This window comes from Chromobacterium sp. ATCC 53434 (assembly GCF_002848345.1).
Classification (GTDB): domain Bacteria; phylum Pseudomonadota; class Gammaproteobacteria; order Burkholderiales; family Chromobacteriaceae; genus Chromobacterium.
On record NZ_CP025429.1, the window covers coordinates 2,880,271 to 2,899,899 of the forward strand.

Annotated in this window: 13 protein-coding genes; 5 read left to right on the forward strand and 8 right to left on the reverse strand. The window is 64.8% G+C overall.

Features of this window, described 5'->3' with window-relative positions; translation table 11 throughout:
* Window positions 1–84 precede the first annotated feature (84 nt).
* Window positions 85–507, reverse strand: a complete 423-nt coding sequence (locus CXB49_RS12970) for an Lrp/AsnC family transcriptional regulator (RefSeq protein ID WP_101708787.1) — start codon at window positions 505–507, stop codon at window positions 85–87.
* Window positions 508–692: 185 nt separating this feature from the next.
* Here CXB49_RS12970 and ctlX point away from each other — a divergent pair, with 185 nt between their 5' ends.
* The 5 genes from ctlX to CXB49_RS23550 all read left to right on the forward strand — a co-directional run bounded on the left by ctlX (window position 693) and on the right by CXB49_RS23550 (window position 3,383).
* Window positions 693–1,637: a citrulline utilization hydrolase CtlX gene (ctlX, locus tag CXB49_RS12975; protein ID WP_101708788.1), complete on the forward strand. Its 945-nt coding sequence runs from the start codon at window positions 693–695 to the stop codon at window positions 1,635–1,637.
* Window positions 1,638–2,142: 505 nt separating this feature from the next.
* Entirely contained in the window at window positions 2,143–2,451 is a 309-nt protein-coding gene (locus CXB49_RS12980) for a phage holin family protein (RefSeq protein WP_101708789.1), read from the forward strand.
* Window positions 2,451–2,840, forward strand: a complete 390-nt coding sequence (locus CXB49_RS12985; RefSeq protein ID WP_101708790.1) for a M15 family metallopeptidase — start codon at window positions 2,451–2,453, stop codon at window positions 2,838–2,840. The genes CXB49_RS12980 and CXB49_RS12985 overlap by 1 nt, the downstream gene beginning before the upstream one ends.
* The gene (locus CXB49_RS12990; RefSeq protein WP_101708791.1) at window positions 2,837–3,202 is read left to right on the forward strand and encodes a hypothetical protein; all 366 of its coding nucleotides are present in this window, start codon (window positions 2,837–2,839) and stop codon (window positions 3,200–3,202) included. The genes CXB49_RS12985 and CXB49_RS12990 overlap by 4 nt, the downstream gene beginning before the upstream one ends.
* Before the next feature lie 4 nt (window positions 3,203–3,206).
* Window positions 3,207–3,383 carry a hypothetical protein gene (locus CXB49_RS23550; RefSeq protein ID WP_158300825.1) on the forward strand — a complete coding sequence of 59 codons (177 nt, stop codon included), beginning with the start codon at window positions 3,207–3,209 and terminating at the stop codon, window positions 3,381–3,383.
* A gap of 79 nt (window positions 3,384–3,462) precedes the next feature.
* Here CXB49_RS23550 and CXB49_RS12995 read toward each other — a convergent pair whose 3' ends face one another.
* The 7 genes from CXB49_RS12995 to CXB49_RS13025 all read right to left on the reverse strand — a co-directional run bounded on the left by CXB49_RS12995 (window position 3,463) and on the right by CXB49_RS13025 (window position 19,417).
* On the reverse strand, window positions 3,463–6,090 hold the full coding sequence (locus CXB49_RS12995; RefSeq protein ID WP_158300826.1) for a reprolysin-like metallopeptidase: 2,628 nt from the start codon (window positions 6,088–6,090) through the stop codon (window positions 3,463–3,465).
* A gap of 319 nt (window positions 6,091–6,409) precedes the next feature.
* Entirely contained in the window at window positions 6,410–8,971 is a 2,562-nt protein-coding gene (locus CXB49_RS13000; protein WP_158300827.1) for an autotransporter outer membrane beta-barrel domain-containing protein, read from the reverse strand.
* A gap of 116 nt (window positions 8,972–9,087) precedes the next feature.
* Window positions 9,088–10,683, reverse strand: coding sequence for a hypothetical protein (locus tag CXB49_RS13005; protein WP_101708794.1), 1,596 nt, complete (start codon window positions 10,681–10,683; stop codon window positions 9,088–9,090).
* 59 nt (window positions 10,684–10,742) lie between these two features.
* Entirely contained in the window at window positions 10,743–12,887 is a 2,145-nt protein-coding gene (locus CXB49_RS13010) for a hypothetical protein (RefSeq protein ID WP_158300828.1), read from the reverse strand.
* A gap of 61 nt (window positions 12,888–12,948) precedes the next feature.
* Window positions 12,949–13,950, reverse strand: a complete 1,002-nt coding sequence (locus tag CXB49_RS13015) for an Ig-like domain-containing protein (RefSeq protein WP_101708796.1) — start codon at window positions 13,948–13,950, stop codon at window positions 12,949–12,951.
* Window positions 13,951–13,968: 18 nt separating this feature from the next.
* Window positions 13,969–16,491: a hypothetical protein gene (locus CXB49_RS13020; RefSeq protein WP_158300829.1), complete on the reverse strand. Its 2,523-nt coding sequence runs from the start codon at window positions 16,489–16,491 to the stop codon at window positions 13,969–13,971.
* A gap of 331 nt (window positions 16,492–16,822) precedes the next feature.
* The gene (locus CXB49_RS13025) at window positions 16,823–19,417 is read right to left on the reverse strand and encodes a hypothetical protein (protein WP_158300830.1); all 2,595 of its coding nucleotides are present in this window, start codon (window positions 19,415–19,417) and stop codon (window positions 16,823–16,825) included.
* Window positions 19,418–19,629: the final 212 nt, after the last annotated feature.

Here is a 19,629-nt window from a genome sequence, read left to right on the forward strand (position 1 = left end):
CAGCCGACCGGCGGCCAGGCCGAGGCGGCGGAAAGCATGGGAGGAGAGGATGTGCGGCGAGCGACGGCTAGGCGGCCGGCGGCGCTATGTCTTGTGCGTGGACAGCAGAATGCTGGTTTCGCTGGCGGCAATGCCTGGAATCAGGCGAACGCGCCCCAGCACCCGGTCGAATTGTTCCAGCGAGTCGGCGCGCAGTTCAGCCAGGATGTCCCAGCGGCCGTTGGTCGAGTGCAAGGTATGGACATTGGGATCGCCGCGCAGCGCCTGCATCACGGCCGCGGCCTTGTTGCCGTCGACGGCGATGCCCATCCAGGCCCGGATGCGGTGCGCCTCGGCTTCCGGCTTCAGGCGCACCGTGTAGCCGACGATGATGCCGCCCCCCTCCAGTCGCGCGATGCGGTTCTGAACCGTGGCCCGCGACACGCGCAGCTTCCGCGCCAAGGCGGTGACGGACATGCGCGCGTCGTCGCGCAGCAGCGCCAACAGCTGCCTGTCGGTATCGTTCATGTCAAAACGCCAAGTTGATCTAACATTTTGTAAAACAGTATAAAAAAATTGTAATGTTTGCCAGCTTTTTGATAAGTCGCCGGGCGTGCAAAATAGCGCTCACCATTGACACACATCAATACCGGTCCAGATGTCGCCGCGGACAGCGCCGCGGAAAGGTGCCGGATTAATCGAAAACGAAACGCATGCAAACCACCAGCCATGTACTGATGATCCGGCCCGTCCGCTTTCTGTCCAATCCCGAGACCGCCGCCAGCAACGCCTTCCAGCACCGGGAAACGGATGGCGGCGCCGCCCAGCGCGCCGCGCTCGAGGAATTCGACGCCTATGTCGACGCGCTGCGCGGCTGCGGCGTCGATGTCATGGTCGTCGACGACACCGTGGAACCGCACACCCCCGACTCCATCTTTCCCAACAACTGGCTCAGCCTGCACGCCGACGGCAAGGCCGTGCTCTACCCGATGGCGGCGCCGAACCGCCGGCTGGAACGTCGCGCCGACATCCTGGACGCCATAGGCAGCCGCTTTCGCCTGAGGCAAGTCGTCGACCTCTCCGCCTTCGAGAACGACGGTCATTTCCATGAAGGCACCGGCGTCATGGTGTTCGACCACACGCATCGAGTGGCCTATGTCTGCCGCTCCTCGCGCACCAGCCCGGCGGTGATGGAGGCGGTAGAGCGGGAAACCGGTTATCGGCCTTTCTGGTTCGGCGCGGCCGATCGCCGCGGCCGGCCGATCTTCCACACCAATGTGATGATGTGCATCGGCCAAACCCTGGCCGTGGTCTGTCTGGAGTCGGTGTGGGACGCCGGCGAGCGCGCGGCGCTGGTGGATACGCTGGAAGCCGGCGGAAAACGCATCATCGACATCGACTACGACCAGCTGGAACGCTTCGCCGGCAATGCGCTCGAACTGCGCTCGCGCGACGGCGAACCGGTATTCGCGCTGTCCAGACAAGCCTGGTCGGCGCTGACCGCGAAACAGCGCGAGCTGCTGTCCTCATACGCGCGAATCGCGCTGGCGCCGATAGACACCATCGAGCGCCTCGGCGGCGGCGGCGCCCGCTGCATGGTGGCGGAAATCTTCCTGCCTCGACACGTCCCCGCCGCGACGCCGCCGGACAATGACTGACGGCACGGCCATGCCCCCCACCCCTCATTCGCCCCTCCCCGCCCCCCATCTCCCCCCATCGGTCGGACAACTCTGATTTGCGCCGCGCGGCCCCGCCGCCGGCGCGCCGCCGCGACTAGCATGGCGCCCAATTCAGACCAGCAAGCGATATTCCAGATGAAACGCGTCGCCGATCGTTTCGCCCGGCTCGGGCCGCCAAGCGTGGCGGCCTCCACGAAACGCCGCGCCGCATTGCCATCCGACGCCCGATAGCCGCCGTGAAAATGCGGCGCCCGGCGCCGGCCAGGCGAATCATCGCCCGCCGGTTCCGCCCCGACGACGACGCCCGCACGCCCAAGCGGCGGCGGCTTCCGGAGCGGAAGCGTGGCGCCCGTTCGCCGATGACAGGAGACGATTCAATGCTGCACCCCAGTTGCACCCGCGCCCGGCCGAATACCGGCCGGCGCTGATCCAAAGCGCCACGCTGCTGGCATTTCACTTCGGCAAACACCGTTAAGGACACATCATGGCTTTCATCACGCCCAACAATGTACAAGTCGCCACCTGGGTGGTCATAGGCGGATTTTCAGCCTGGGGCGGCCTGGTTCGCTACATCATCGAGGTGCAGGGAAAAAACAAGGCCTGGGACATCGTCGGTCTGCTCAGCCAGATCGTCGTATCCGGTTTCACCGGACTGCTGGGAGGACTGCTCAGTTTCGAGAACGGCGGCAGCCACTACTTCACCCTCGCCATCGCCGGCCTGTTCGGCACCATGGGCAGCGCCGCCCTCGCCTACCTGTGGAACCGCTTCTTTTACACAAGGGAGGAAAAGTGATGTCGGCATTTTCTTTCAGCGAACGCAGCCTGCGCTTGATGGACGGCGTGCATCCGGACTTGGTCAAGGTGGTGCGCAGGGCCATGGAGAACACGCCAAGCGATTTTGTCGTTCTCGAAGGCGTGCGCAGTCCCGAGCGGCAACAACAGCTGTTTCAGAACGGCGCCAGCCGCACCTTGAACAGCCGGCACCTGACCGGCCATGCGATCGATCTGGCGCCATGGATCGATCAGCAGATTCCATGGCAGGACTGGCCGGCCTTCGCCGCGCTGGCGCAAACGATGAAGCTGGCGGCGCGCGAGCTGGGCATTCCGATCACCTGGGGCGGCGACTGGAAAAATCTGAAGGACGGCCCCCATTTTGAACTGCCGCGCGAATCCTACCCATGAGCTGGCTGCTGATGTTGAAAAAGCTGTCATGGCCAAGCGGAATCGGCCTGGCCATGCTGGCGGTCTGGTGGCTTCAGCACATGCAGGCCACGCAGGACGCCCTGCAGAAGGAAAACACGGCGCTGGGCCAACAGGTCCGGCAATACCGGGATCAATTGGAGAAACAACAGGCGCAATTCGCCAAGCTGTCGCAAACGCTCAGCCGCAACGAGGCCGCCAAACGCATTGCAGAAGGAGAAAGCCATGCCATCGAGAAAAAACTGCGCTCGCTCCAGACAATGGACCACTGCGCTCGTCAGCCTGTGCCTGCTGCCATTATCAGCCTGCAGCGAGATGCGATTCGAAAGGGCGCCGCCGATTGAGGCCGTGCCGGCTGCATTGCTGCAGCCGTCGGCCGCGCCGCCATTCAATGTGGTGCACTGGGGCGACTACCCGATCTATGTCGAACAATTGCATCTGGCGCTGAAACGCTGCAATGCCGACAAGGCCGCCATCGCCGCCCTGCTCAACATCAAGATCAGGATAGACCGGCTCGGAGAATGACGCGGCACGGATTCATCGGCATGTTCATCCTGGCGGCGCCGGCGATCATCAATCGCCGGCGCCGTTTCCCTGCCCCCGCTTATGACTCCCCGCCGGCCGGCTCCGCCTTGATCAGAATGGATAGCGGCGGGGCATCGGCGGCGCGGATGGTGAGCCGCGCGGTCCCCGGCGCGCGCGCCGGACTCAGCATGGCGAAACCGATGCCGGCGCCGAACAGGCCGGTCTCCGCCTCCAGCAAGCCGATGCCGGTCGTTCCGCCATCCAGTTCCAGCGTCGCCCGCACGCCGGCTAGTTCGGCTCCCAGGGGCTCGAGCAGGAATGGCAAGGGCGCGATACGCTCCCCCACCGTGACCGCGCGCTTGTCCTCACAACGTATCTGCAGGCTGCGCGGCAGCACCGCCAGTCTGGCCGACGCCGACACCCGCGGCCCGCCCGGCAAGGTCGCCCTGGCCCGCAACCGCGCCAGCCCGGCGCCGCGCGCCTGACCGATGAAGTCCGCGACGGCGACGCCATCGGAATCGGTGGTCAAGCGCGCATGCCGCAGCGCCAGTCCGGTCTTGTCGTTGTCCTCCAGCGTCAGTTCGATATCGATGCCGCGGACCGGCACGCCCGACTGCCGCAACTGGAACGCCACCGCCCCCGGCGTCTTGCCCTCGACCAGACCGTCATTGGGATGGGTCTTCACTCTCAGGCACTCGGACTGGAGCAGGCCGTAGACGACCGCCCCCACGCCCGGCTGCTCGGTAGACGAGACCTTCACCACCACTTCGCCGGCCAGATTGCCGGCGTGGATGGGCAGGCGGGCGCGGCCGGCAAAATCGGTCGTCGCCCGCGCCGAGGCCAGCCGGGTGCCGTCCGGCGCGCTGATCAGCGCGAAATTCAATCCGAAACGGGGCAGGCCGCCATACCGATCCGACACGGTCAGATTCAGCTGGCCATCGACGCCGGTCTCCAGCACGCCGGCCAGCCTGTCCACCTCGATCGCGACGGCCGATTCCTGCTCGATGGCGATTCGCGCCGCGCCGGGAATCACGCCGACCGTGTGGTCCTGTTCGATGATGAAATTGAGCGGCGTCAGGGCCGGGCCCAGCAAATGGCCGTCCACCACCCAGGTATGGATGGTTCGCGGCGCCACGGCCGGGCCGGGATGCCAGGAGACGACGACTTCGGAGCCGGAGGCGAACTGCGGGCCGGCCGGACTGGACAGGATGACGCCGTCGGGTCGCGCCTTGCCAAGGCCGTTCAGCGACGGCTGCGGCCCCGGCACCGGCGCGAAGACCGCCGTCAGGCTGCGGGGCCGGTCCATCGTCACCGACAGGGCGCGCGCCGTCGTTTCGGTCTTGCCGTCCACGACCCAGTGGGCGAAGGAGAACCCGGCTCGCGCCTGGCCGACGACGGAAACGACAGCCCCCTGCGGATAGGGGCCCAGCCCGTTGACGACGATGCTGCCGCCGGTTTCGGGACGGCATTCGGTCGCCAACGCCACCGGCGGCCAGCGCGGGGTATTGCCGCCGCGATAAGCGGCGACCACGCGGGTGCTGAGCCGGAACAGGCGGGCGACGTCGGAGGCGCCCGGCTGCCCCAACGGAATGCCTAGCGGCTGCCCGTTCCAGGTTTTGTCGGCGCTGGAGAACGCCGGCACGCGCCGGTGGTCTCCCTGCTCGTAACCCATCACCGTCACGAACGGCGGCGTCTCGGAAACATAGCCATGGGCATAATCGTATGCCGGACTCAGCCCCCCTCTCGTCGGGCTGGTCCTCCTGTCATGCTTGCCGCCCAGCAGATGTCCCAGCTCATGGGCAAACACAAAGCCATCGGTGGCGAACATGCTGAACACCGCGACGTCCAGCGCCGACGAGTCGTAGCGCGCCGGCTCGGGAATGCAGCTGGCCTGGCCGGCCACCCTGGCGAAGGGATTGTCGGGAACCTGCGTCCCCATGGCCGCCAGCAGCACCACCACATCGGCCCCGGCCTCGTCGCGGGCCGCCCGCACCGCCTCCCAGGCCGGGCCGCGCGCGAAGCTCCATTGATGCGTCGCCGGGTCCAGGCTGGACTGCACCACCTCGTACAGCAGGCCGGTGACGTCCTCCCGGGTCAGGGCCGGACACTCTCTCACATCGACGATATCGACGCGCGCGGCGATGCCGCTGTTGCGGAAGATGTCGTTGGTGGCCGCCCGCTCACGGGCGATGAAGGCGCGGACCGCCGCGACGTCGCCGCTGAAACCCCGCTTGACGGTAGCCGTCGGATACAACACCAGCACATCGATGCCGACCATTTCGCCGGCGGGCGCCTCCTCGTCGTACCAGGCGTCCACATCCGCGCTGGCCGGCGCGTCGGCTTCGGGGTTACCGCAGCCGGCCGCCAGGAGGCCTACCGCCTGAACCCTAACCCGGTTCCTGCCGGCCGGCTGCAGACTGTATTGCTGGCCGTTGATCGACAACAGGCCGGACAGGGCCACGCCCGCCTCGTCGCCCAGCCCGGTCACCCCCAGATAAGCGCGCACATCGGCCAACTCGGCGCAGCTTCCGTTCCAGGTCGCGCCGTCCGCGCCGAAAGTTTCGACATAATCGGCGCGCAGCATCGGCGCCACGCCCTGGCACAGATTGAAGACCAGCGCCGGCGTGCCGGCGTCTCCGGCATGCAAGGCGGCATGCAATACCTCGACATCGATGGCGCAAACCCGCCCATCCGGCGGCAATGCCATTGCGTCTTCGCCGTTGTCGGCCAAAAACAAACGGGAACGGGTCAAACAAGTCATGACTAGGCTCTCCTCAGTGGTCCCGGCCGGGCGCGGACCATCGATCCGCCCCAGGCGCGGCTCCGCCATTTCGCGCTCGCCAACCGGGTCCGAAATCGTAGTGGGCATCGCCGTTCCATCCCAGCCGGCGCCGCCGCATTTAAGAGGGCTCTTAGAGCCTGTTTACGATCTTTTTACGAGCATCGCAGCCCAGCCGTCATGCCCGGCCGATAAAAAAATCCGGCAGCACGCTACCGGACCAAGGGAGCTCCACCAGAAGAGCGACTTACCACTGATAACGCAGGCCCGCGTCTATCATGAACGGCTTTTCCAGCCGGGGTCCGGTCGCATAGGCGTAGTCGAGATGCGCGCTCAGCCGCTTTCCCAACTCGCCGGACACGCCGACGCCGACCTCCAGCCGCGAGCCGTCCAAGTCGGCGTCGAAGGCCTGCCCGTTGACCATCACATTATTGTTGCGGATAAACTCGTGACTGACGGCCAGCCTCAGATAGGGTTCCAGCGCGCCGCCGCCCGCTGTGTGCAGCGTCTTGCCCAGACTGGCGCCCAAGCTGCCCTGGATCGAGGCCACGTGGTTGGCCTCGGCGCGCAGGCCATTGTCCAGCGCGACGCTGGCGCCGTTCATCCTGACACCGGCCAGTTGCGCATACGGCTGGACGAACCAGTCGCGCGGCAAGGCGACCCGGCGGCCCGCCTCCAGCGAGACGCCGACGCCGTTCTGATGGTAGCTTCCCGACGCGCGCACGCCGTTGCTCATCACCGCCTGGCCTTGATCGCGGAACTGGTTCAGGTTGGCCAGACCATGCAGATAGAAGCCGCTTGGGGCCAGCCATACGCCGTACATGCCCACGGAATAGGCATCGACGCTGCCGCTGGCGCCGACGCCGTTGTTCAGCGACGCGCTGCTGTAATTGAACACGCCGCCGAGGTAGGCCTTGCCGCCGCCGAAGGCGAAGCCCTTGTCCGCCCCGAGCGCGATGCCGTTCTGCCTTTGCTCGACCGTGCCGCCGGTCACGCTCTTGATCCGGTAATCGCTGGCGTAGGGCCTGGCCCAGGCGCCGCCCTGATCCCGCTCGAAGCGCAGCTCGCCCAGCCGGGACTGCAAGGTGCGGACCTGCCCGTACCAGATGGTCGGGGTCGTGGAAACCAGGTTCAGCACCGATGTGGCCGACGCGCTGTAAGGCTGTGTCGTCAGCGGTTCCAGATTCCAGTTGGCGCCGTCCCGCTTCAGACCGTATCGGTAGGCGCCCAAGTCCACCGTGCCGTTGACCAGCGTGAAGTCGGCGCCGCCGCCGCCGGTTTTCACCACTTGCAGACGCCGCGGGTCGGCGATCGCCCGGCCGGTATCGGCGACCATCAGCCTATGGTCGCCGGTCGCCTGCCCGCTCACCACCACCTTGTCCCCGGCCTGACCGGCCAGATCGGTGTTCAACGCGAAGTTGCCATGGCCGGAAAGCGTCTGCGCGGTCAGCGTATGCGTGCGGCTGCCGCCGTTCAAACCGACGGTGCCGCCGTTCAGGGCCAGCCGTCCGATCTCGGAGGAGTCGTCCATCGTCCATCTTGCGCCGTCGTTGACGGTGACGGCGCTGACGCCGTGCATGTCTCCGTTCCAAGCGCCATGCTCGCCCAGCGTGATATCGGTCGAACCGCCATTGTTCTGCGCGCGGCCGTTGATCACGGTGTTCTCCACCGTCAGCGCGGTGCGGCTGCCCCTTTCCGTCTGCAGCGCCACGCCGTTGCCGGCATGGAGCGTGGTGCCCCGGCTCAAGACAATGTCGGCCTGGACGTCGCGGTCGACGCGGATCGCGGCGCCGCTGCCGCCGACGACTTGCGTGCCAGCCAACTTCAACGTGGCCAACTGAGACGGATCGGAATAGACCGAATACCGATTGACGACGATGCCGTCCCGGTCCCCCCGGATGACGGAGTCGCGCACCGACACGTCGAGCGGCGCCCTGGCGGCTTCGACCAGCAGACCGGCGCTGCGCGCGCCCCGCGCCTGGATCAGCGCATGATTGGATATATCGACCAGCAGCGACGCCTCGCCGCTTACGTCGGCCAGCGCGAAAAGACCGCTGTTGTCGACGTCGCCGTGTGCGTCCGCATGCGTCCCCAGCGAAGTGATCTGCCCGCCGGACACCATCACCAGGCTGTTTTGCGACGCGGTCAGGCCATGCACGCCGCCGGCCACATCGGCCCCGTTCAGCAGCAGCTGCGACGAGCCGGCCGTTTGCACGCCCGACCGATAGCCCTCGATATGGGAGCCGTCCACCACCGCGGAAGACCGGTGGAGCAAATCCATACCGTCTCCCCACGGCTCAATGGACTTGACGCTCGTGTTGGCGGTCATCGTCACCGCGGCATTGTCCTGCAGATGCAGCGCCTCGCTGCCTTCCTGCGCCGAACTGCGCACCTGGATATTGTCCAGCCGCGCCACCGCGTTCTGTCCCATCGCCAGCCGGTAGCTCTGCGCCTGCGGCCCGGGACCTTCGCCGAAGCGGCCGACGGCCCCGTCCGTCATTTCAATCCCGCCCAACAGCCGCGCGCCGCTGCCCACCGTGGAGAAACCGTTGTTCTGCCGTAGCGAAATGCCCAGCGCGTCCTTCCCCAGCACCGTGCCGGGCACGATCGTCGCCGTTCCGCCGCCGATCTCCACGCTGTCCCCCGAACGGTCGCCGTTGACCACCTGATGCTGCCCCTCCGGCATATACAGCACGGCGCCGGCGGCGCCGGCGCTGCACAGCCCAACCGCGACGCCGCCCCACAAGGCCGAAACCAGAACGCTGCTCAGCTTGGGCTGGAACGACTCAACCATGGTAAAAATAGACATTAGAATACATCCTCCACTATTACAGACGCGGATGGCGGCCCGATTGCCGCAGCCCTGTCCCATGCGGCGCACAACCCGATCCCGATCTCGGGAAGGCCTGAAACCGACGCTCCGCCTCACGGCTCATAAGCAATGCGGTCGTGCGCGAAATCGACAGCCACGGCGGGCGCGTCCTTGCCCGTCAGCTTCTTGTATTGATCGACATACCCCCTCGCCAGGTTTTTCGCCCCGGCATCGCCCTGGAAATAAAAGAAGGCCTCGATTTCCGGCACCGCCGCCTCTCCCCCCCACGGCTTCAGCAGCAACTCGTTCCAGTCCATCCGATCAAACATCTTGTGGTTGTATGCCGTCGCCAGAATCCCGGCATAAAACTGCGCCGCGTCCCGCGTGCTGAATGAACACTGCGCCGCCACGTCGCGGTCGTATTTGGCGTGAAAGCGATCGGCCATTTCATTGCCGGACAAGCTCGAATTGGCGACACCGGCGGCGTGGCATGAGCTGTAGTCGCCATCAGAGGCTTGGTAGGGGGTCAGGCTGGGGATATTGCAGTAGTAATGCTCGGGGACGCGGCCATGCGCATTGACGCTATCGGCATCCATCGGATACAGGCAGGCCATCGTTGCGCCCAGCCCGAGCACCGGCTTCAATACGATGCCCTGGCTTTTAAACAGATTCTGGCTGCCGGCGTCCTTGCGCAAATAGGAAAACGAGGCAACCGGATTATTCGGCGGCACCGTGAACGGATGGCCGGCGGTCGCTCGCATGATCAGGCCGGAACACTGCCAGGCCGGCCCGCCGCCGGGGCAGTGGGCGGAAACATCGTCGAAGCGGCGCTGCAAGCGGGCGGCGACCCGATCGCCGCGCGAGCCGCTGCGCTCGCCCTCCGGATTGTCCTGCCTATTGAAGACGAAAGCCTGCGATGCGCCCTTGTCGAAGGCCAGCACCGGCAGCAAGTGCCCGGTTTCCGCCGCGAACTCGTCGCGGTCGTCGATGGCCGCCACCTTGCCCGACGCGCTGAAATAGACAAAGGCCGCGACCGGCAACTTGGCCGCCGCCGGCCAGCCGCGAAACCACAGCTGCGGCGCCCGTTGACCGGCGCCATGGCTGTTGATGTGGAGCGCGTCGGCAAAACGGCCGGCCACCAGCGCGCTCAGCGAACAAGGCTGCTGCTGCGAATCCTCGCCCTTGTAGCACCTCAGCCACTGCTTGCCGTCGCGCACGCCGATCCCGTTGCAGGAACTGGAGTCGCTGGCGGCGGTTTGGGTCGGCTCGGCGGCCAGCGTGCCGCAACCGTAATCGTTGCGCGCCTTGCTCACGCTGACCGCATAGGGCCAGACGCAGGCGCTGGTCAGCCCCGACGCCTGGCCGATATCGGCCAGACTGGGCAAGGCCACGCCGTAGGAAAGCTCGGACAGATGCAGGTCGCGCCGCAGATACAGCACGCCGACGCCGCGCATCCGCGACTCCTCCGCGCCCGGCAACCAGCTTGGCAGGCCGGCCGCGCCGGCCGGCCTCAACAGCACGCCGGCGCAGGCCGGCGCGGCATATTCGCCGCCGTTGCAGCTATCGACCACCTGGTTGTAACGCTGACTCAGCGCCGCGGCGGCCCTCGGCCCGCTCTCGCTCAACAGCGGCGCGGCGGCGGCAGGCAGCGCCCCCAGGGCGATAATGGCGATCCAGACGCCGCGGCACAGCTTGGCAAATGAATTCATGAATGGCTCCCCGCCTGACGGCGCTCCAAGGCCGGCGGCGGCGGCCGCCGGCCGCCTCGCTAGGAGGCGATGACTATGATCGGCTGGCTCGCCCTGACCTCGGTGGTGAAATCCCCCCTCAGATCCACCGCCGCCTGGAACTCCAGCACCAGCGTGCCGACCGAGCCGGGAATCACCATTTCCTCCGGCGGCAAGCTGGCAATTCCACTGTCATCAGACATGATGAGCCGCTCCTTCGTGCCATTCGTTAGCGTGTTGTCCGGAAACCGGACGCCTTGTTTGAACGACTCGTCGCCGATCAAGACTCGGATCCGCCAGTTGGTGATCAACACGTGTTCGGAGTCGGGCTTGTCGAGTTCCTTGTAGCCGCGAACCCCGAAAGTGATCTTGCCCAGCTGCGACGCCAGATGGGTGTTGTGGAGGGTGCCGGTGAAATTGCAGCCGATGGACCGGGGCACCGGCACCACCTCGACCTCCAGCTTGCCGACGGCCTTGTCGCTGGTCGCTGTGACCATCACCTTGCCTGCGATCTTGCCGGCGGTGATGTCGGGCAACAGCGCGCCGTCCTTCACCGAGCGCTTCGCTTCCGGGTGCGTTTCGGTACCGAAGAAGGCGCCGTCGCCGATGGCGACGTCGACCATCCGACCATCGTTCAGATCAGTGGACAGCCTGACTCGCTCCGACGAGGAAATGGAGTCGCCCTGCAGCACCCGCAGCGGTCCCGGCGGATCAAACTTGATGCTGGTGGTGGCGACATGGGTGGTGCCGATGAACACCGCCTTGTCGTCCAGACCGCGACCGCCGGCGATCAGCTTCAGCTCATTGGGCTTGTCGCCGGCCGTCAGGTCGGTCAACATATAGCCGGCGACCGGAATGGCGGCGTTGCGGTGCAGGCCGTCGCCGCCCATGTGGCCGCCGGAATCGTCCGGTTCCACCCGCAGATGAACGCCCGCCGCGACCGGCGCATTGCCCGTCTGCGTCGACTTGGCCTGCAGCTTGATGCCGCCCGGCGCGACGAACACGCCGCCCGGCGCGGCGGTGCCGGTGTCCGGCGTGGCGGAAACGGTGTAATTGGCCTTGCCGTCCGGACCGATAGGCCCGAGCGGCCCGCCGTCCATCGCCACCTGCATCACCCGGCCGTTGTCGTCGCCATCGACCACCAGAATCGAGTCGTCCTTGGCATACCAGACCAGCGCGCCCGGGCGCACCTCGGTGCTGCCCTTGCTCAGACTGAAGGCGGCCGCGACCTCGCCCTTCGGCGTCAACGCGTACAACAGACCCTTGGCCTGGCTGTCGGCGGCCCATAGATAACCGCCGCCGTCGACGGCCAGGTGCAGAATCGACGCCGGCGTCTCCAGCGTGGCGAACGCTTGCGGCGCGCGGGTGGCCGAGCCGGCGTCTATGGTCCGGATCGTGCCGAGCATGTCCCCGGCATACAAAGTGTTGTTCCGGATCGCCAGCGACTGCGCATACGGCAACGCCGACGATTTGCACTCCTCCGGCTTGACGCCGGCTTTCGCCGGCACGCTGATCAGCATAGTCGCCCCGCCGGTCTTCCCGCCGATCACCGTCTGATAGTCGACCAACAACAACCACAGCGTCGGATTGGCGCCCTGCTGCAGCACCGGCGCCATCAGCGCTTTCACCTTGCCCTGTCCCAGCGACAGCTGGACCAGCGGCGCGGCGCCCAGCTCCGCCGCGGCATCGAAGGCGTACACCATGCCCCGGTTATGCTCGCTGACCCAGATCAGATCCTTCCCGCCGGTGGCGGCCGACTTGGGCTGAAACGCCAGGCCGCCGAACTGGAAAGGCGAGCCGCCCTCGACATGGCCGTTCACGCCCTGATAAAAAATTTCCGCCTGTCCCTTGCTGCCGGACAGCTTGCTCGGATCGATGCGATAGACGATGCCGTAGAAGCTCTCGGCGACCCAGAGCTTGCCGGAGGCGTCGGCGCAGATGGCCTTCGGCCACGGCGCGGGATTGTTCTTGTCCGGCGTCTTGATATAGGACGGATAAGGCAGCAGCACCGTATTCTTGGTGCCGGCGGCCTCCACCTGATACACCTCGCCAGGCAAGCCTTGCGCCTGCCCCTCCCGACCGACCCAGACCGAGCCGTCCGGCATAGAACATAGCGAGATCAGCGCGGCCGTGTTGGCAGGCAACTTCCAATCGGTCTGCTTGGCGGCAATAGGTACGATAGCCATGATGAATCCTTTGCAAATGAATCAAGGGGGAAAACGTCAAGGTCTCCAGCAGCCCCCTCCGCTAGTTGGCGACAACGGTCAGATTGACGACGTCGGTCAGAACCTTGCCGTCCAGCTCCACTCGAAACTCGACGCGGCAGCTGCCGAAACTGGTATCACGGCTGGTCACCGCCTGTGTCGGCGGCAGCAGCATCCCGTCGGCATCGCTCAGCCGCTCCGCCCCCGGCGGCGACAGCGACAGACAGGCGTCCTGCGCCCGCACCTGGCCGCGCGCATACGCCCAGCCCTGCGGCGGATCGCTGTCCCGGGTGCGCAACTGGGCATAGCAGAACACTGAACCGCCGCGGACGATGCTGGCCTCCCGCGGCCACGCCACCAGTTCCAGGCTGGCCGTCTTGGGCGCCAGCGTCAGGTTGAAGATGACGGGCGCGGCCCCGCCGCACTGGGCCGTCACCGCGATCGGTCCCGGCGTCCTGCCCGCCAACAGCTGCGCCGAGGCCACGCCGTCGGCTCCGGCCGGCGCCGGATCGCCGGCCAGCACAGAGCCGGTGCCGGGAGACACCGAGAACCTCACTCGCGCACCGGGCACCGGCTGCGTGTTGCCGTCCAGCGCCTTCACCCGCAGGGCGGCGAAAGCGCCGCCGATCACGACCAACTGCTGGTCGCCTCCCGCCTTGATCAGCCTGACCGCGCCATGCGTCTCAACGCCATCCTTCGGCTGCACCGGCAGCGAGATCCGCTCGTTGCCGTTATGGCCGCCATCGATGACGATGTTCAGCCTGGCCTTGTCCCGGCTGCTGCCTGCCACGATCCAGACCGCCGCGTAGCCGTCGTCGTCGGTATCCATCCCCAGCGTCCCGTCGCCGGCTCCCCCATCGGTACTGGCGCGCAGCAGCCCCGGCGACACCCCCTGCTGGTAGCCGGGAATGTAGAACCCCACCCGATGGCGCGGCACGCCCTTGCCGTTTGTCAGGTCGGTCACCTTGATCTGCAGCCGCGAAGGTCCGCCGGCGTCGAACTCGTAGACATCGCCGACCCCGACGACCGAAAGACTGTTTGCCATGCCCAACTCCTCTCCCGGCTAAAAGCTGGCGATGGTGTAGTTTTTGGATTGGACGAGCAGCACGATGCCCTGCGTCGACACCGTCGCCGTCACCGAGAAGCCGCCGGGACTCCCGCCCAGCCGGATGTCCGGCAGCAGCGCCCGCCCATACGGGCTGATAGACGCCGTCGCCTGCAAGGCCGGCTTGCCGCCGGCCTGCACGAAACGGCTACCGGTCTTGCCCGAGTCGTCCAGCACGAATTGCACCGTGCCGCCATGCAGCGTCTGGCTGCGCGGCAGGTCGGCGTACACCGTCACGTAGTCGGCCTTGAAGGCCTGGCCCGGCGACAAATGGCCGTACTGGTCGTCGCCGAAGACCAGCAACTGCGCGGCCAGCGGCTGTTCGACGCTGAAATGGAAAGTGCCCAGGATGTGGGGATTGCCGGCCAGATAGACATCGACACGAAACTTGCCGGGCATGGCGCCGGTCTGGATGTCGGGCAGCGCCGCCCGACCGGCGGCCCCGGTCTTGACCGTGCGGCTGCTCCTTTCCGCCGCCGTGCCGGCATCGGCGAACTCGGCCAGCGCCTCCCTGTCTCCGATCAGGTGGAAGCTCACCGGGACGCCCGCCTGTTGGCCGTCGACCAACACGTAGCAGCCGCTCAGGGTGATGGCGGCGCTCCAGTCGACGACCAGCGGCACCGCCTGGGTCGCCACGCCATCCGGCAATAGCTTGGCCGACACCGCCCGCTCCTTGACCTTCACATTCAGAATGCAAGGCCGCGCGCCCGCGGCGCCGGCGCTGAAACGGATATGCAATACCTTGCCGCCAGATTCCGCGCCCAATTGCAAGGCCGACAGCACCGCCTCGCCGTTGCCGCCAATTTTCAAACTGCCGGCCAGTTGCTGCAGATTCCCCTGCCTCACCCGCAGCGAACTCTCGCGCTCCTGAACCTCGAAATCGATGGCCTCCGGCACCGTCTCCGGGACCGGATCGAAGAACACGTGGACCGCTTGCTTGTCGTCCAGGCTGTCCGGCAGCAACTCCACCTCTTCAGGCGCAACCCTCAGCTGCGGCACGCTGACGCTGGTCTGCGCGGTCAGCGCCACCGGCAACGGCGCGGCCTGCGCCGCGGGGTCGGTCTGGAACACCACATTGGACGTGCCAAGCACGGTCGCCGTCGCCAGAAACTCGGCCATGCCGCTGCTGGCCAGCGCCTCTTTGGCGTGGAACATCATCTTGGCGCCGTCATGCTGGGCATCGATCCTGGCCGTGACTTTGACCTCGGCGGCGGTCGGCGTCTTGCGCACGGCGTCCAGCACCCGGATCTGAACCAGCTCCTGCCGGTTGACCGCCAACTTCCCGCCGCCCGGCCGAGCCAGTTCCAGCTGGTATTTGCGAGCATTCGCCGCGACCACCTCCAGCTTCAGCGCCACTTGCGCATTGGAGGCGGCATGCGTGATCGTGATCGTCGACGAGCCCGACCTCGCCGCGACCAGCGGCAACTGCGCCTGACCATTCGCCAGCGTGGCGATCTCGACCGGCACCGTTTCGAACGGCGAGCGGGCATCGACAGTCTTCTCCGCCACCAGCAAGGTCTGATGGCTCTGCGGATCGCCGTGGTATGTCAACGTGAACACGAATAGGAATGATCCGCCGACATCCAGCGCCGTCTCGGGCTCGCCCGCCGTCAACGCCAGTTTCCAACCGGCCTTGGCCGTTCCGCCGGCGACCGTGATCGGAAACGTTCTGGACGCGGCGCCGACGTTCACGCTCAGCGAAAGCGCGCCGCCATTGCCGCGCGACAACACCGTTCCCGGCGCCAACTCCACCTGGCCCAGCTTGATGACGGCCTGCCAGGATTCGCCCGGCGCCTTGCCGGCGAAATGGATGTTGTCGCCATTCAAGCGAAAATTCGCGGCGCGGCCATCCGGAGACTCGCCATCGCCGCTGACCCGGAACATCCAGGCGTCCACGGACCGCGCCAGCCCGGTCTGGCCATCGTAAACAAGCTGCAAGGACTGGTTCAGCTGTTGGATATCGTTTTCGGAAGACGGCGCCGACGCCAGCAGCGAGACATTCGAAACAACCGACCCGTGCTTGGTTTCAGGTTTTTTCTCGGTGAAGGAAACATAATATTCCGCCGTCGTCTTTGGCTTGAAAATCAGCGCATTCCCTCTCCAAGCGGATTCGGCGATATAAATTTTTTCAAGCCCGGAATTCGACAATTCACCCCGAAATCCAATATCGATACGAACCGCGTAGGAATCCGGCTCCGTACTACCATCGTGATGATCCGCGATATCGCACCATCGGAGCACGCATTGCTGGCCGGCATTCAATGTTCCCAATGCATGGTAAATCTGACCGGGTGCCGAATCGACGCATAAGCGAACACCACCAGCCACTTCGATTCCATCAGGGAAGTTGGCATCGCTTGGAACGGCATGATTAAATATATTGAAAACCCATACACCACGCCCCATCTCCCCCACTACCCAGCCATCCACCTTCTCGCCAGGCTTGACATTGAATCGGTATTCATTCTTCTCGCTCAGCAAGTAATGATCATGAACGCTATTCAAGCTGGCATTCGCCAATAAATTCCGCTCGCCCATCCCGCCCCCTACTGCTTTAAATTTGCAGACGGTCGAAGCTTTACACTTTCATTGCGATATGGCAGCCGGCGTGATTTAAAATAAGAACAATCCTAGCCCGGCTGACGCTGGATAATTTCAAAGACGAATATCGAATGGATGGGCTAGCGATAATGCGGAAGGAAAAAGGGAAATACCGGCCGCAGTCAATGGCGCCATCGGCATTGAAATGCCGACGGCGCCGGTCAAAACCGCGAGATGACGGCGGCAAGCGCCGCCGACGCGCGCATACCCGCTAGGAGGTGGCGATGGTATAAGGCTTGAGCTGGGTGATCAGCGGGTTGCCGTTCATCGACACCGTCGCCTTCACCGAGAAACTGCCGGCGGTCTCGCCCAGGCGGATCTCCGGCAGCAAGGCCTGACCGTGCAGATCGATGGGCGCCGTCGCCTGCAAGACCAGTTTCTCGCCGTCCAGAATGAAATGGCTGCCGGTCTTGCCGGTATCGTCCAGATCGAACTGCACCGTGCCGCCATGCAGCGGCTGGCGCCCCTTCAAATCGGCATACACCGTCACATAGTCGGCCTTGAAGGGCTTGCCCGGCAGCAGATGGCTGAACAAATCGTCGCTGAACGTCACCAACTGCGCCTTCAGCGGCTGCTCGATGCTGAAATGAAAGCTGCCCAGAATATGGGCATTGCCGTCCAGATAGACATCGACCTGGAAGCCGCCCGGCTGATTGCCGGTCTGGATGTCCGGCAGCGCCGACCGACCGCCGGACTTGGTCTTGACGATGCGCCGGCTCTTTTCCGAGACATCGCGGGCATGGGCGAATTCGGCCAGCCCCGCCTTGTCCTCGATCAGGTGAAACTCTACCGGGACACCCGCCTGCTGGCTGTCGACCAGCACATAGCAGCCGCTCAGCGTAATCAACGCATTCCAATCGACGATCAGCGGCGCCATCTTGGTGGCCACGCCGCTCGGCAGCAATTTGACCGATGCCGCCCCCCCGCCGATTTTCACGTTCAGGGTACAAGGCCGCACGCCCGCGGCATCGTTGTCGACGCTGAACTTGATACTCAGGGTCTTGCCCGGAGACTCCGCCCCCACCTGAAAACCGGTCAACACGGTCCCGCCGCCGTCACCGACTTTCAGCTGGCCTGCCAGTTTCTGCAGATTACCCTGCCGCACTCGCAGCGAGCTGCTAGTGTCCACCACCGCGAAATCGATGAACGGCGGTATCTCCGGAGGCACCGGCTCGAAAAATACATGGACCTGCTGCTTGTCGTCGAAGCTGTCGGGCAGCAGCTCCAACTGCTCCGGCGAAACCCGAAGCTGCGTTTCGCTGACGCCGGCCTGCGAGGTGAATGCCACCGGCAACGACGCGGCCTGCGACGTCGGATCGGTCTGAAACACCACATTGGAAGTGCCCAACGCCGTCGCCGTGGCCAGAAATGACGCGATGCCGTCCTGGGTCACCGCGTCCTTGGCGTGGAACGTCATCTTGGCGCTGTCGTGCCCGACATCGACCTTGGCCGTGACTTTGACCGCCGTGGCGACCGGCGTCCTGTGCAAGGCGTCCAGCACCCGGATCTGCACCAGATCCTGCCGATTGATCGCCAGCTTTCTGTTGACGGGCTTGGTCAGTTCCAACAGATACTTGCGCGCGCCGGCCTCGAGGACCTCCAGCTTCAGCACCACTTGCGCATTGGAGTTGACATGCGTGATCGTGATCGTCGCCATACCCGGCCTCGCCGCCACCAGCGACAAGGACGCCTGGCCATCACTCTGCGTGGTGATCTCGGTCGGCACCGCGACGAACAGCGACTGATTATCGGCAGTTTTCTCCACCACCTGCAGCGTCTGCTTGTCCGAGGCCTGGCCCTTATAGCTCAGCGCCAATACGAAGGGCAGCGAGCCGCCCACTTCCGCAACCGAGTCGGCATCGCCTTGCGCCAATCCAAGTTTCCAATCGGCATTCGCCACTCCGCCGGTGATCGTGATCGGAAATGGCAGTGGTGTGGAAAAGGTTCCGACCTGCACGCTCAGCGAATGCGCGCCGCCATTGCCGCGCAGCAACACCGCCCCCGTCTCCAGCTCTACCTGCTCTCCGCGGATAGGCGCCTGCCAGGACTCCCCCGGCTTCATGCCGGCGAAATGGATATTGTCGCCGTTCAACCGAAAAATCGCGGTTTGCCCCTCCAAGGACTCGCCACCGCTGTTCAGCACGCGAAATACCCAGGCGACGGTCGATTGCGCCAGCCCGGTCCCGCTGTCGTAAACCAGTTGCAGCGGTTTCGTCACCTGCCGGATATCGGTCGCCGACAGCGCACTGGCCACCATGGCCGACACATTCGAAATCATCGCGCCGCGTTTCAGCGGAGAATTTTTCCCAAGAAAGGAAACGAAATACTCCGCCGTCCTGGACGACGTAAACTCTATCGTATGATCCCGCCAGACGGACTGTGTCAGGTATGACTCCTCCCGCCCCACATCCGACAAGGTGCCGCGCGCATTGACATCGATACGAATCGTATAAGAATCCGGTGTGGAATTATTATGGAAATGATCCAGTATATCTGACCATTTGATGGTGCATTTCTGACCTACGCTCAGCGTCCCCAGCGTATGATAAATCTGGCCTCCTGTCGAATCAACGCACAGCCGTACACCACCTATCACACTGCTTTGGTCCTGAAATATTTTGAAATCCTTCACTCCAGAATTGGCGGAGGAAAAAACAAAAACCCCAACCCCAGTCGTCCCGACCATCCAGCCGTCCACTCTCACGCCAGGCGAGACCTGTACCTGATAATCATTGCCTTGCGCAAAGGCATAACCATGCTCAAAACCGTTCAGGCTGGCATTCGCCAGCAGATTACGTTCCGCCATCACACTCTCCAGTTTTCTGCTATTTCCAATAGCGACGAGAGCAGACCCGAAGCTGCCAACTCGACACTGAAGTCCCGTCATGCAATCCAGCGCAACCACTCCCCTGTTCGGAACAGTGGCGATTATCGCGACTTGGCTTCGAGACCTGGGGAATCACACCTTTTTATCTGCATGGCGATAGTTTTAGCAATTTAAAATAAGAGCAGTCTTAG

Bases quoted from the DNA above. Each gene is read 5' to 3' on its own strand.
- CXB49_RS12970 (WP_101708787.1), bottom strand. From the start codon at position 507: ATGAACGATACCGACAGGCAGCTGTTGGCGCTGCTGCGCGACGACGCG.
- ctlX (WP_101708788.1), top strand. From the start codon at position 693: ATGCAAACCACCAGCCATGTACTGATGATCCGGCCCGTCCGCTTTCTG.
- CXB49_RS12980 (WP_101708789.1), top strand. From the start codon at position 2,143: ATGGCTTTCATCACGCCCAACAATGTACAAGTCGCCACCTGGGTGGTC.
- CXB49_RS12985 (WP_101708790.1), top strand. From the start codon at position 2,451: ATGTCGGCATTTTCTTTCAGCGAACGCAGCCTGCGCTTGATGGACGGC.
- CXB49_RS12990 (WP_101708791.1), top strand. From the start codon at position 2,837: ATGAGCTGGCTGCTGATGTTGAAAAAGCTGTCATGGCCAAGCGGAATC.
- CXB49_RS12995 (WP_158300826.1), bottom strand. From the start codon at position 6,090: ATGGCATTGCCGCCGGATGGGCGGGTTTGCGCCATCGATGTCGAGGTA.
- CXB49_RS13000 (WP_158300827.1), bottom strand. From the start codon at position 8,971: ATGTCTATTTTTACCATGGTTGAGTCGTTCCAGCCCAAGCTGAGCAGC.
- CXB49_RS13005 (WP_101708794.1), bottom strand. From the start codon at position 10,683: ATGAATTCATTTGCCAAGCTGTGCCGCGGCGTCTGGATCGCCATTATC.
- CXB49_RS13010 (WP_158300828.1), bottom strand. From the start codon at position 12,887: ATGGCTATCGTACCTATTGCCGCCAAGCAGACCGATTGGAAGTTGCCT.
- CXB49_RS13015 (WP_101708796.1), bottom strand. From the start codon at position 13,950: ATGGCAAACAGTCTTTCGGTCGTCGGGGTCGGCGATGTCTACGAGTTC.
- CXB49_RS13025 (WP_158300830.1), bottom strand. From the start codon at position 19,417: ATGGCGGAACGTAATCTGCTGGCGAATGCCAGCCTGAACGGTTTTGAG.